This is a genomic window from Rhizobium leucaenae USDA 9039 (genome assembly GCF_000426285.1).
Lineage (GTDB): Bacteria > Pseudomonadota > Alphaproteobacteria > Rhizobiales > Rhizobiaceae > Rhizobium > Rhizobium leucaenae.
This window is the reverse complement of the sequence record NZ_AUFB01000061.1, coordinates 1-12,727: the sequence shown is the minus strand read 5'-3', so window position 1 is coordinate 12,727 and position 12,727 is coordinate 1. Positions and strand designations below refer to the sequence as shown.

At 54.8% G+C, this 12,727-nt stretch carries 13 protein-coding genes; 5 read left to right on the top strand and 8 right to left on the bottom strand.

Annotated elements, in window-relative coordinates:
* The 3 genes from K290_RS0132435 to K290_RS0132425 all read right to left on the bottom strand — a co-directional run.
* On the bottom strand, positions 1 to 241 hold a 241-nt coding region (locus tag K290_RS0132435; protein ID WP_028755330.1), incomplete at its 3' end, for a transposase.
* 239 nt (positions 242 to 480) lie between these two features.
* On the bottom strand, positions 481 to 693 hold the full coding sequence (locus tag K290_RS0132430) for a hypothetical protein (RefSeq protein ID WP_004125950.1): 213 nt from the start codon (positions 691 to 693) through the stop codon (positions 481 to 483).
* 266 nt (positions 694 to 959) lie between these two features.
* Positions 960 to 1,505, bottom strand: coding sequence for a helix-turn-helix domain-containing protein (locus tag K290_RS0132425; RefSeq protein WP_004125942.1), 546 nt, complete (start codon positions 1,503 to 1,505; stop codon positions 960 to 962).
* 885 nt (positions 1,506 to 2,390) lie between these two features.
* On the opposite strand from K290_RS0132425, the gene K290_RS0132420 reads away from it, so the two are divergent.
* Positions 2,391 to 2,852 carry a DUF3846 domain-containing protein gene (locus K290_RS0132420; RefSeq protein ID WP_004125939.1) on the top strand — a complete coding sequence of 154 codons (462 nt, stop codon included), beginning with the start codon at positions 2,391 to 2,393 and terminating at the stop codon, positions 2,850 to 2,852.
* Positions 2,853 to 3,721: 869 nt separating this feature from the next.
* Entirely contained in the window at positions 3,722 to 5,020 is a 1,299-nt protein-coding gene (gene repC, locus K290_RS0132410; RefSeq protein ID WP_004125935.1) for a plasmid replication protein RepC, read from the top strand.
* Between the two features lie 265 nt (positions 5,021 to 5,285).
* Here repC and K290_RS0132405 read toward each other — a convergent pair whose 3' ends face one another.
* Complete coding sequence (locus tag K290_RS0132405) at positions 5,286 to 5,753, bottom strand: helix-turn-helix transcriptional regulator (RefSeq protein ID WP_004125932.1); 468 nt, start codon at positions 5,751 to 5,753, stop codon at positions 5,286 to 5,288.
* Between the two features lie 986 nt (positions 5,754 to 6,739).
* On the opposite strand from K290_RS0132405, the gene K290_RS37620 reads away from it, so the two are divergent.
* Positions 6,740 to 6,967 (top strand): hypothetical protein, encoded by a 228-nt coding sequence (locus K290_RS37620; RefSeq protein ID WP_154668707.1) that lies wholly within the window; start codon positions 6,740 to 6,742, stop codon positions 6,965 to 6,967.
* A gap of 284 nt (positions 6,968 to 7,251) precedes the next feature.
* Here K290_RS37620 and K290_RS0132385 read toward each other — a convergent pair whose 3' ends face one another.
* The 3 genes from K290_RS0132385 to K290_RS0132375 all read right to left on the bottom strand — a co-directional run bounded on the left by K290_RS0132385 (position 7,252) and on the right by K290_RS0132375 (position 10,433).
* Positions 7,252 to 7,911: a helix-turn-helix domain-containing protein gene (locus tag K290_RS0132385; protein WP_004125929.1), complete on the bottom strand. Its 660-nt coding sequence runs from the start codon at positions 7,909 to 7,911 to the stop codon at positions 7,252 to 7,254.
* 418 nt (positions 7,912 to 8,329) lie between these two features.
* Entirely contained in the window at positions 8,330 to 8,950 is a 621-nt protein-coding gene (fixJ, locus tag K290_RS0132380; RefSeq protein WP_004125927.1) for a response regulator FixJ, read from the bottom strand.
* Positions 8,937 to 10,433 carry a PAS domain-containing sensor histidine kinase gene (locus K290_RS0132375; RefSeq protein ID WP_184462165.1) on the bottom strand — a complete coding sequence of 499 codons (1,497 nt, stop codon included), beginning with the start codon at positions 10,431 to 10,433 and terminating at the stop codon, positions 8,937 to 8,939. The genes fixJ and K290_RS0132375 overlap by 14 nt, the downstream gene beginning before the upstream one ends.
* Before the next feature lie 234 nt (positions 10,434 to 10,667).
* Here K290_RS0132375 and hemN point away from each other — a divergent pair, with 234 nt between their 5' ends.
* Positions 10,668 to 12,020 carry an oxygen-independent coproporphyrinogen III oxidase gene (hemN, locus tag K290_RS0132370; protein WP_004125924.1) on the top strand — a complete coding sequence of 451 codons (1,353 nt, stop codon included), beginning with the start codon at positions 10,668 to 10,670 and terminating at the stop codon, positions 12,018 to 12,020.
* Positions 12,021 to 12,173: 153 nt separating this feature from the next.
* Here the strand turns inward: hemN and K290_RS0132365 are convergent, their stop codons facing one another.
* Positions 12,174 to 12,398 (bottom strand): hypothetical protein, encoded by a 225-nt coding sequence (locus K290_RS0132365; RefSeq protein ID WP_004125917.1) that lies wholly within the window; start codon positions 12,396 to 12,398, stop codon positions 12,174 to 12,176.
* Positions 12,399 to 12,531: 133 nt separating this feature from the next.
* Between K290_RS0132365 and K290_RS0132360 the strand changes: the two genes are divergently transcribed.
* Positions 12,532 to 12,727: transposase (locus K290_RS0132360; protein WP_028755326.1), on the top strand; the 196-nt coding region annotated here is incomplete at its 3' end.

The window sequence follows — 12,727 nt, the reverse complement described above, 5'->3', positions numbered from 1 at the left end:
CGGTGCGAAGCTTGGGAATGCGCAGCTCGACGGTGCCCGCCCGTGTCTCCCAATCCCGGTCGCGATAGCCGTTACGCTGGGCCAGCCGGAAGCCATTCTTCTCGCCATAGGCCGCGCCGGTCTTCGTGCCGACCTCCAGCCCCATCAGCTTCTCGGCAGCAAAGCCGATCATCTCCCGCAGCAAATCGGCATCAGCGCTCTTCTCAACGAGTGAGCGCAGGTTCATCATGTCGTCGGTCATCGGTGGTGTCCCTCAGGTTGGCTCTAAGCAACCCGACCCTACCGGAAATCACCGATGGCTATGAAATCCAGCTACACCACTCCATGGGACACGATCCCGGTACGGCTTAGCCACACTTCTGGTGCGGCATTCCACACTCCGTTACCAGCCATGCGAAAACCGCCAATTGATAGACCGACGTCGTCGAAAACTATGCCGATGCCCGTTGGATGCTTCACCACACTGGAGAGGCATTGCGATCATTTCTGTCTCAGCTGAGCAGCAATCATGTCGCGACTGGCGTTATGGATCAGCAGCGTTTCGTAAAAAACCGTCAGAATGTTTTCCGCCAATTCCGTATCCAAGTGTTGCATACGAAGGACAGTCACCTTTCGCTCCTGCCGTGAAACCTGTTCTTCACTTTCGGCAATATGGCGATTTGCGATATCAAGGTCGGCTTGAGTGAATATCATTTTGGTTTCTCCCTGAGATCGGCATCCCTGGGAAGTGGCACTCGCACTGAAGCGCTTCCCTGTGTTCCGTCGGAACCCAGTTCATCGCGGTTCGGAAGAAACGAAGATGACGCTACACTGGTGGACGCTACCAGTGACGCTCGAAACGCGTCGGGTCGGTCAATATCTTACCATAGGTAGTGCGGACAAAGCAGCAGAATACATGTTCGAGGAGTGGCCGGGAAATGTCACGATGGATTTACTTCAATTAGCGCAACGCATTTCGGTCATTTGCTGCCGTCAATTTGCTTACCAATTGCGATTTCGACACCATTGCGGCATTCAGGATCGCCTACTGTCTGGCCATCATTTTGGCCGCAGGTCTCGCCTATGCGACCTAACAAGCTGAAAACATCTCGCAGAGTCTCTTCGTCCAAGGTCCGCAACTTTTCGATTGAGGCCAATAGCAGAACCGCTTTTGCTTCAGTCCCACCCCAGAGATGGGGTGCTGCTGGCGCGATAATTTCCTCCGGAGTGGCGTCCAGAACCTCACAGAGATGAATTAGCCGGCATACCGTCAGGCGGGAGATCTTATTTTCGTAGCGGCCGTAAACCTGTTCGCTCAGCCCAAGCAGGGGCGCAAGTTTCGATCGAGGCAGTTTTCGTCTGTCGCGGGCGCCGCGAAGACTGGTGCAGATCTGTTCTTCCAGTTCGGCGCTAAGCACAATTCGCCCATCAAAAGGCTTCCGATAGACAGGTTTGTCTATGCGTGGGTCAACGACCTGCTGTAAACCGAGTTCTTTAATCCATTGCTTCAAAGATGGACCTGCCATTGCTGAGACTGAGGGTTAACGCGCAAGATCTCTTTTATACGGAAAAACGTTAAGGTTAAAACCTGTAACGTTGCATTTTTGATCATTTTTGGCGCATCTTTCTATCAAGCGAATTCGTCAAACGTGCACTAATTTCGCATATTATTATTGTTTTTCAATACATAATTGAAATCGGCACTGGTTTCTCTTGGTGCAAGAAAAAACACAATCGCACCAAATTGGCTATCGCCAGGTTACGCACCGCACTGGCATGGCGTTCCCGACCGATCCGATATCGTGAGAAACGCATCAATGCGATGTCTAGAATCTGTAGGGTGGTTTTCCTGTGGTTTTTGTTCACTGCGACCCCGAAGCGGCTCTCTGTCGCTTAGGTCTGATGATCGACATGCGGGAACGCGAGATAGGCCATCAGCCTCAGAGGGGATCGCCGAAACCCGTTCATAGATCGGCTCCTCCAGATCGTGTTTTTTTGAGGTCACAAGTCGGGACGGGCGATCGGGTTATCCAGCGCTCTCCACGCGTTACGCTTACTGAAAATTGCATACTCAGCTCAAAAAATGAGTCGACTGACATAATGCTTTCCATTTTTTTGCCGAAAAAACGCAAAATATATTTGGCTCACCTTCAAGCGTTCTCACTAAAGGTATCCTATGAAATACCAGCTCGATTCAACTGATTTCAGTACAAATCTTTAGAATTTCAGCCGACCCGGAAAGCTGTCCAGATTGCGAAACACGTGCCAAATCGGCGCGTACGGCAATTTACAACGCCCTATGAGAACAGCATATTGCGTCGCGCCGCCGCTATCTATGGTTGGTATCACAGCTCTCCCTTCTCCCTCATCTCTGTGGGCACGAGATCGCTTCAAATAGGAGGCTAAAGCAAATGAAAAATATCGTGTACGTGTTAGAGTCGGATACCGCCCGTTTTGGGGCGGTTGAGCTTCAGGATGGAAGCATTGCTCCGATCTATGACTTGATTGGTAGCAGGCTAATCGAGATGATCCGCTTTGACGATATGCACTCGCTGTTCGTAGATGAAGAAGCGTTGCGTGATGGGCTAACCGCCTTTACAATCTTTGATGGCTGTCCAAAGCCTCTGGCGGGGAAAATTGTCCTTGTGGGAGGCGACTGCGGACAACCTTATCGTGCCCCATTGATCACGATTGCGGATGCGGCGGCACGCTTCCGATGTTGCCGGCCGGTGCTCGATCCAGTCTTTGCCACGGCCGGCGATATGACGCCAAAGGGTCTTATAGTTGCCGGGGCACTGGCAAGCTTGCAAGTCCGCATTGATCGTCGCTCTCCCGTGCTCGAAGAGAGCGAAAATCGCGGTTTGATACAATAAATCCGACCGCCACGCTCGCGAAAGATCGCGCGGGCATGGCGGCAAAAGCTTAGGTATTCGGTTTCAACTCACTCACTCATTTGCCAGGCGGCAACCCCTTAATGAATTTGCTGCGGTGGCGCTGCCGCTAAATAGGCTGGCAGATCTCAGGGAACTCCGGAAAACGCGCGCACCGTTTGCAGGTCTGAGATGGCGATCCAACGCACCTCGGGTAATCATTGCTCCAGGAGATCAGATCTCAAAACCCAAAATGAGGGGATGGAGTTTACGTCGACCACGCACGGCACAATCCTCCCGCCTCTTGTGATAGCCCCCGGGTCGATGATGACCAGCTGGGAAAGCGGGCTGTCGCTATTCATCCAGCCATCCACGTTTCGCACGCTGATCCTCAACGTCAAGTACGGGAGGAGCATTGCGTTTTCGGTCAAGCGTCATTGGCTCCATGTCCGAGCATCGGCCAATTTGAGAATTTTGTCCGTAAGGCGAACCAAATTTGATCGGTCGAAACGGTATCGAAATGGCATTTAGACTTTCAAAACAATTAATAAAATCAATGCGTTAGTTTAGTCACTATCCCGCTGCGACCTCAAGTAGCAGCTCAAACTCGTACATATCTTGCGCCAAATTGATTTGTTGGGATATGCTTTTCGCGTATCGACCGCAAACATCCCGACGCGTGCGTCGGGTCTGAAATGGAGAGAAAAAACCGGCCAGAAAAAGAAAAACCGCTCCCGAAGCAATCCGGAAGCGGGTCTGTAAGAGAATAAATTAGCCAAAACCTTTGTCGCAGACCCTTCCTTCCTTGTCAACAAAAAACATCACTTTGGTGAACGGCGGAGCTTTGCCTGGTCCCGAACGGAGACGAGGACATGGAAGATATGACCACCTGCCAACGGCCGGTCGGCCGTAAGATAACGCCCCAAAGGGCTGAATTCCGGCGCTGGGCAAAATCGGCAGAAATCGGAATGGTGACGCGTGCCCAATTGGCTGTGCTTGCTCAAAATCTGACCTGCACAGGCCTGATAAATGGAACGGAAAGCCATCTGTTGCTAATATTGATCAACACCGCCCCCGCCGATACTTTCGATACGTCGGGGCGGCCAATCGTGTTCAAATCGAACCGACAATTGGCATTTGAGGTCGGGCGTTCGGCCGGCCGGGTCAGTCGAATGCTTTCCAAGCTTTTCGATCTGGGTTTGATCACGATGCAGGACAGTGGAAACTATAAGCGATATCCCGTCAGAAACAGCGATGGCGTCATAACGGATGGATGCGGGGTCGATCTTCGAATATTGGTCCTGCGATATGGCGAGCTTACTCGCCTCGTAAAAGACATCCGAGCGGAGAAGAGGGCGACCGAAGCTGCCTTGCGACGGTACCGAGGCGCCTTGCGCAATATCCGTTGTGCCCTCGCTGCTGTCGCTGATGTAAGTGCAACAATGCGCCAACGCATTGCCGACCGGGTCGAGCGCATCAGCAATTATATCGGAATTGCTGCCAAAGCATCCAACCGGATGCTGCGTCGTGCGACTGTCCTTCTTGAATGGTCTATGGACCGACTGATGCGGCTTGACCCGCGACCTCAAGACCAACTCGGCGCAGGGAAAACGACATGCGTGCCTGTCGAAAACGACATGCAGAAACAGACTACACCTCCTTATCAATCAAAACGTAGTAGTAATGTTCGAGAGGGTTCGGCTCATGTCGGACAATACAGTTTTCCAAAAGCCAGCGCCGCCAGCAGCTCGGCTTTTGAAGAAACCGCGACCCTTTGGCGAGGCTCAGTCAGCGAGCGAGAACCTCAGCGGCAGGCTCTAATCGCGCTTAAGGATGTCTTGCGGGCGGCCCCGGCCCTCGCGGAGCTTGGATGCACTCCCAAGAGCTTCCAGGAGTTTGTTCGGCTGACTCCGATGCTGTGCCGCTTCGTCGGGATCTCAGAGGATGCCCGCCGTGGCGCCGTGGAGGCAATGGGCGAACAGCAAGCAGCGGTGGCGGTGGCAGTTATTCTGGAAAAAGCAAATCGGCAGGAGGTCAGTTCGCCCGGCGGATATCTGCGCGCAATGGCCGAGCGCGCAGCCGCGGGCAGATTGTATCTTACCCGCTCGGTCTTCGGTCTGGCGGCTCGCCGCGACCTTGAGCAAAGCACTCGAATGGCCGGGCAAACTTAACTGGTGGGTCACGCTCTTAAGCGGTGCAGCGTTCTAGTCGACACTGTTCATGCGCCACGATCAAAGTGAGCGACGATGTCGGCGCATGCGGTGACCGACCGGAAAACGAGTGAGTGTGAGGTCCAGGATTCTATAGTTGTGGCGCTGGTTCCTTTAAAAAGATGATCATGAAAACCACTTTGCGGCGAGATCGCGGTGAAGACCGACGCTTTCCGTTGCCGGAGTGCCTACCAGACAGCCAAGCTTACCTGCGATTGATGTCTCATTAGCTCCCGTTATCTTGAGGCACCATACGCTTCAGCAGCCGAACGAGATCGCGCTTTGCCTCGCTCGGAAGGGTTCTGATAATTCGGTCCAGAGTGAGACGATCCTCGGCTTCCTCAGGCGTGCGCCCCCAAAGATGGGGCGCCGCTTCAAAGAGCATATCTATGGGCATAAAGCCGAGAATTTCACAGAGATGGATCATTCGGGTGACCGTCATCCTTGAAAACGCCCGCTCGTAACGTCCGTACACGGGTGTCGACAGACCGAGCATTGGCGCAAGATCCGCGCGAGCGAGGCCCTCGGCCTCGCGCGTTTTTTTTAAAAATGCGCTGATCAGTTCTTCCATATCTCCTAGCGTCGCAACTTTCCCGTCAAAACCGGGCTTGCGGTAGATCGGCTTGTCGACTTCCGGATCGGTGGTATCTACGAGGCCTCTCGCACTTTTGTAACTTTCTAGATCTTGCGTCACCGCCTGTCCCTACTTTTCAACAATCGCCGGTCAGCGTGGATCGCCGTGGACGGACTTGAACTGCTTGCCTTTGCCCCTTTGAGGTCGTCTTCTGTCCGTTCCGAGGGGAACATTGTCAGGTTATAACAACTTTAGAGAGCTTAGCCAATTTGCTTCAGTAATCCGATGCACGATGAAGTCAAATCACGGCTGCGAGATCGGCGATCTAATTTAATCAGCGACAAACGATTGCTCGCTGGGACCATTTTCAAACCACCACGATCCCCTTGAAATTCAGCGAGAATTCGCGAATACATCCTTCAAGCTCCTTTATGAAGTCAGCGGCAATCGTCATTGGTTCCGATGTGAACGGCCGAGCCAAGGGTCGGCGCATCTTCGTGTCCGCTTATATCCCATTTGGTTAGCAGGAAAAGTAGGACCGTACCCTGGTGATGATTTTCCCAGAGAGCCTTATCGGCTATCCCTCTCCGGTTGTTGCGTAAAACCAAGCGATTTGTGATGGCCGGCTTGCTCGCGCGAAGCGGACGGGATAGTGCCTGTCTTTAAATGACGGAACCGGTCGTCGAGCGCATCGTAAAGCTCGCAGAGCGTCAAAGCGAAAGGCTTACTGCGGCTTTCTGGGGGCTGGGCGGCAATCAGGGAAGCGCTCGTCTTCTCTGGTAGGTCTCGGCCATGCGGTGCCCGATTGACGCGTCAAGAATGCCCGGATTGAATCGGGGCTCGGCCTTGAACCCGACTGAATCGCGCGCCGGATCGGCATCCCCGCGCCACTGGCTTGACGATGCCGAGACGCTCAGCGGACGTGCGGCGAAGGCCGCTGAGGCTGCCGTTGAGGGCTGCGGCATCGTTCGTAACGACACCGCGCTGACCCTGCTCGCACACCGCATCGGCCTTCGAAATAGCAGGTGCGATCGATCTTGCCGGGACATGTTCCGGCTTCCGCTACGCTCGCGGACGGCGCTGTTCGCAGGCAGGGACGACAGGCCATGGTGGCGGCCAATAATCTCAGCCACCGGATCAATCCAGCCGAAGGGCGACCTCTTTTCTTTTCCAGACGCCGCCGGCGCCGGCGTCTTGAGGCCATTAGGCAATACGGAGAAGCCATTCTCGGTTTGGATCTCGCGGTGGACGACAGCCGCTACGATCTGATCTCCTTCCTGTTGGGGGCAGCACCTGGCCCCTCGCTCCAGGCATGGTGGCGGAGGGTTTCCTGATGATGATGCGGGACGGTCGTGCCGTTCAGGCCAATGCCCGAATGTCCGATGTCGTTACCAACGGGATCGGCATCGATCCACAAAACTCCTGCTGACAGGCTCTGAAGCGCGCCTGACGGAAGGTGACCGTCGTTTACGGGCCACGCCATCAGTTCCAGACAAGGACCTGAAACAAGTTGACGTGGGCCCGCAAGACAATGTCCCAGATGAAATGACACGCGGGCGCAAATCGCGATTTTCCGCCCGAAGGCCGCAACGTCCTGCATTGCACAGGTCGCGCCGAGCTAAGATAGTCCGGCAACATGGCCACAGAGCGAACGAAGTGCATCAGGCTTCCGAATGTCGACCATTCGCGCATGTCGCAGGCTGATTATGCTTTGTTCCTTCAACTCGCTCATGGCACGCGATACCGTCTCGATCGTCAAGGCGAGATAGTCCGCAATGTCCTGCCGCGACATGGCCAATCTAAACTGCCGAGTGCCTCCCAGGCGCTCGCAGAGATCCAACAAAAATGTGGCCACCCGTTCAATCGCAGACTGCCGTCCGATAAGCAGAAGGTGTTCCTGAGCACGTTCCATAGCTTCAAGAGCAAGTGCAAGGAGTTCCGGCAAATGCCGCTGCTGAGCAAGGCCCTGTTCAAACGCCACTATTCTTGTCAGGGCGAGCGCTTCGGCAAAGTAACGATGCTGAGAGCCAGCTTCGAAGCCGAACATTTCCCCCGCGACATGGAAGGAGACGACCTGCCTCCCCCCGTTGGAAAGGATGCGACATACCCGAACAGCTCCGGTAGAAACCCGATAGCACTTATCGGCGCTCCCGCCCTGGGCGTATATCTCTTGGCCGCGCTCATATGTGACGGCGATGTGCGCTCCCCCAATTTGCGGCCCCACAATTTTCGTCGGCGAGGTCCAAGGCTGTGCTGCGGGCATGAATTTCGACTGCATCTGGTATTCCCCATGTTCCGGGGCAAGATTGCCGGTTCTTATGGGAGCGATAAATTCGGTTTTATCACTAAGGGTAAACACTTAACCGGCATCTCGTGCGAATTGCCGGCGATTTATTCCGATCCCTTTCGAAGGGTGTTCATCACTAGAGGCAGCAGCTTGTCGTCGTCATAAGAAATCGTGGCGCCGCCCGGTCAGAAAATAATGCGGGCGAGTCTTTCGGCAAAGACGTCTCGACGCGCAGGATGGGCCCGCTAAGTCCGCGAAAGCGCCTCCAAAGTTGCCTTCGATTATATAATCCCGTCATCGAGCAATGACGATCAATTTAGAGTTTTTGGGAAAACAGATGCCATGACGACCCTTCCCGTTCGCAAGGTTACGGCAGGACCCCGAATGCGGCGAGATCAACACTACGAAGCTAGAAGGGCCCCATCTCCACCGCAACAGCCATACGAACCAGATGCGGGATGCTTTTTGCTCTCATTTTCGACATGACGCGGGCGCGATGAACCTCCACCGTGCGGCGGCTAATATTCAGATCATGTGCAATCGACTTGTTCGGAAGGCCGACCACGACGGCAAGAAGCACTTGGCGCTCCCTCTCGCTCAAGGTTTCGATGCGCGCTTGAATGGCAAGGCTCTCGTCGACGTTAGCGCCATTAACATGTAAATGGTCCGACGCTCGTTCGATCGCCTCAATGATAACGGCGTCTTCGCAGGGTTTCTCTATGAAGTCGACCGCACCGGCTTTCATCGCCTCAACTGCCACCGGCACATCGCCATGTCCGCTGATCACGATTGACGGAATTGAGATCTTTTTCACGCTAAGCTGACGGATGAGATCTATACCTGACATCTCTGGCATTCTGAGATCCGTAACAAGAATTCCGTTGTGGATGCCCGGCGCAAAGGAAAGAAACAAGGCTCCCGATTGATGCACCTTGACGGCATAGCCGTTCATGGTCAGCATGAAGGCAAACGATTTGCGCGCCGGCTCTTCATCATCGACAATATGGATCGTATAGTCAGTCGGTTTCACACGTTTGTCCTTCCGTATAGGCGGGAAGCGTGAACTGGAAAGTAGCTCCGCCAGCCGCGTTTCTTGAGACCGTCATTTCACCTCCATGGGCCTCGACAATACGTTTCGAGATCGCAAGGCCGACACCCATTCCACTTGGCTTTGTCGTGACGAATGGCTCGAAGAGCTCCGCGGCAATTTCTTCCGGAATGCCTTTGCCGGTGTCTTCCACGATAACGGCGACTTCATCCTCCTGCGTGGGCATCGTGCGGATCGTAAGCTCACGATGCTCGACGTGGCGCATAGCTTCTATGGCGTTTCGCATCAAATTAATGATGACCTGTTCGACCTGAACACGATCGACCATCACCATCTCGGCGCCGGGCACGTATTCGAAGACAGTCCTGACGCCTTTTTCTCGGGAACCTACAAGCGCAAGGACGCCTGCTTCCTCCACCAGCGTGCGGATATTTTCGAGGCCCTTTTCCGTTTCACCTGTCGTGACGAACTCTCTGAGATGTTTGATAATTTTTGCCGCTCTAAGGGACTGACGTTCAATCTCCTGCAAAGCGTTTCTCATGACCGTTGGGACATTGTTGTCCATGTCGCTCAAGAGCTTCGTACACCCGAAAGCGTAATTTGCGATCGCCGACAGCGGTTCGTTCAGCTCATGCGCAAGGGCGGATGCCATTTCGCCCATTTCGCTCAGGCGGGCCAATCTTGCCAATTCCGCCTGGATCCGCTGCTGGTGAGCAGCAGCCTCTTCCCGCTCCGTAAGGTCTCTTAGGAAGCCGATGAAAAATAAGCCACCACCCGATTCCAGCTGGCTCGCGGTTAACTTGAGGGGAAACGTCGATCCGTTCTTCCTGCGTCCGACAACTGCTTGATCTGCGAGAACGCGCTTTTCGCCCCTTCCAAGTTGCCGTTGCATATGGCTGCCGTGGACGGCGCGAAAAGGATCAGGCATCAGCAGTCGCAGGTTCGCGCCAACGAGCTCTTGTTCTGCATACCCGAACTGCCGCAAGACGGCGGCGTTGAAGGACACAATTTTACCGTCGCGGGTCGTGATCACCATCGCATCGGGCACTTTGTCCAATATCGATGTCAGATGCGCAGTGGGGGCAATCTCACTCTCGATGATGGCATGTCTCGTCGCCTGCAACACCTCTCCCAGACAAGCAATCAGAAGCACCGCAACGCCAAAGGAAACCAGTTCAAAGACCGTCGCGTAAGCCGCATCGCTCAGCCGCTGAACAAGGACATCAGCGCCAAGCGACATGCCCGCCGCTAGAGAAATCGGCTTTCCGCCGCCGATGATTGCGACCACGAGAATAGCGGGAATGAACGGCAATAGGGTAAGATCGTCGCTGGTGAACTGCGACAGGGCCAATCTCAGTGCGAGGACGCCGAATGGAGCAGCGGCGGCGACACTATAGGCGACGATCGGTCTGCCCCGCCACCGGACAAGCATCCAAGCGAGCCCGCCAGCGCCTTGTGAATGCATTTTGTGATCCACCAGGGAAAAAGGTACTGTCATCATGCCGAGCATCTCGCTGGCAGATCAAAACTAAGCTGAACTCTTTTCATCGAGTATGCTGCGCCTCCTTTGCCTCGGCGCCGCGATTTTGAAAATAATTCAAAGAAATCCGTCGCGCTCTTTGTTGAAGATCAAAGAGCCATGCAAAGCGTGTGCCTAGAATGGCCGCATTCTAGCCAGTACTCCGTAGAAGGATTTCGCATGCAATCGGCACTTATTGAAAAATACGGCGATGAGCGCCTACCCCGCTACACTAGCTATCCGACATCGCCGTGTTTCTCCCCCAACGTTGACGATAGCACTTATGAGAATTGGCTTAGCGCTGTCTCGCTGGAGAAAGCGGCATCGCTTTACGTGCACATCCCGTTTTGTCCGTCGATATGCTGGTATTGCGGATGTCACACCACGAATGCGCGCAATAGCCGACCGATCGTCGACTACCTGCGAATGCTGCGCGAGGAAGTACGCCTCGTGTCCGCAAGGACCGGGGCGCCGGTTAGGATCGACCATCTGCATTTTGGTGGAGGAACGCCAACGACCATCGGGCCGAAGAAAATGTTTGAGCTTATTGAGCTTCTGCACAAGCAGTTCGAGTTCACCGGTTCGGCCCAAATCGCGTTGGAGATCGATCCGAGGACGCTAGATCAGGAGATGGCGACGGTTCTCGGGGAAGTAGGGGTGCACCGTGCTAGTATCGGGGTACAGACCTTTGATCCGACGGTCCAAAGGGCGATCAACCGCACCCAAAGTAAAGAACAGACAATGGAGGCGGTTTTTAAGCTGCGCCGGGCGCGCATCGCCAGCATCAATTTCGATCTTATGTATGGCCTGCCAAACCAGACGGTTCAATCCTGCATCGAAACGGCCAAGGCAGCGATCGAGATGCGGCCGGACCGTTTCGCAGTCTTCGGTTATGCGCATGTACCTTCCTTCAAGAAGCATCAACGGCTAATCGACGAAGCCGCTCTCGCCAATGCGCAAAGCCGTATTTCCCAGGCAAAGGCAATTTCGGAACACCTTGTTGCGGCAGGCTACCGCCGCATCGGGATCGATCATTTCGCCAGGCCGCACGACAGTTTAGCAACCGCGCAGACAGACGGGCAATTGCATCGCAACTTTCAGGGCTATACGACCGATGCTTGTGAGGCACTTATCGGCTTGGGTTCGTCAGCTATTGGCCGCATGCCAGGCGGCTATGTTCAAAACGAGGTACTTCCCAATCGTTACGGAAAGCGGATCGCATCCGGCCGCTTGGCCACAACGAAAGGCTGGCGCTTGTCGGCCGAAGATCGCCTGCGGGCAAGTATCATCGAACGCCTGATGTGCGACTTGCAGGTCGACGTCCCGGCGTTGGCCGTCACATACGGTTTTGACCCACACGCGCTTCTTAACGGCAACCCCAGGCTCTCGATGCTCGAGAGCGACGGAATAATCGAAAACGCGGGCGGCATCATTCGTTTGCGAGAAGACGGGCGCTTCCTGATCCGCGCCGTTGCAGCAGCTTTCGATGCCTATGTGAGGGAATCGGGGCGCCATTATAGCAAGACGGCCTGAGGTTTCTCTTTGCAACAATGCAACGGGAGCCCTTCGGCATGTTATACCGCCGGCAAACCATCTCGTCTTAAGCGACTTGCCGGCCGGCTGGATGAAGAGTTGTTAACAGCCATCTTGCGGGATACCACAGATGAACGCAGATGGAACTCAATACTAATTGGCCGCAGCTCTTCGAGCGAGAGCCATAACGTAGTCATCTGCGATGTCGGCCAAGGTCAAAGCGACCTCCGGCTCCTTCCAACCGGCAGCGACGGCCGTCAGCACGAATTCACGGAATGCCACGGAAAGCACCTCCTCGCCCTCGATGACGCGATATGGATTATTCGCGGCATGTTGAGGGGCGCTGATCTGTATTGTTGTGGGTAGATGAGGTTCCATGAGACGTCCCCTGAAGGTTGACTTGTTGTAGACCTGTGATCGTGTCCCATGGAGTGGTGTAGCTTGATTTCATAGCCATCGGTGATTTCCGGTAGGGTCGGGTTGCTTAGAGCCAACCTGAGGGACACCACCGATGACCGACGACATGATGAACCTGCGCTCACTCGTTGAGAAGAGCGCTGATGCCGATTTGCTGCGGGAGATGATCGGCTTTGCTGCCGAGAAGCTGATGGCGCTGGAGGTCGGCACGAAGACCGGCGCGGCCTATGGCGAGAAGAATGGCTTCCGGCTGGCCCAGCGTAACGGCTATCGCGACCGGGATTGGGAGA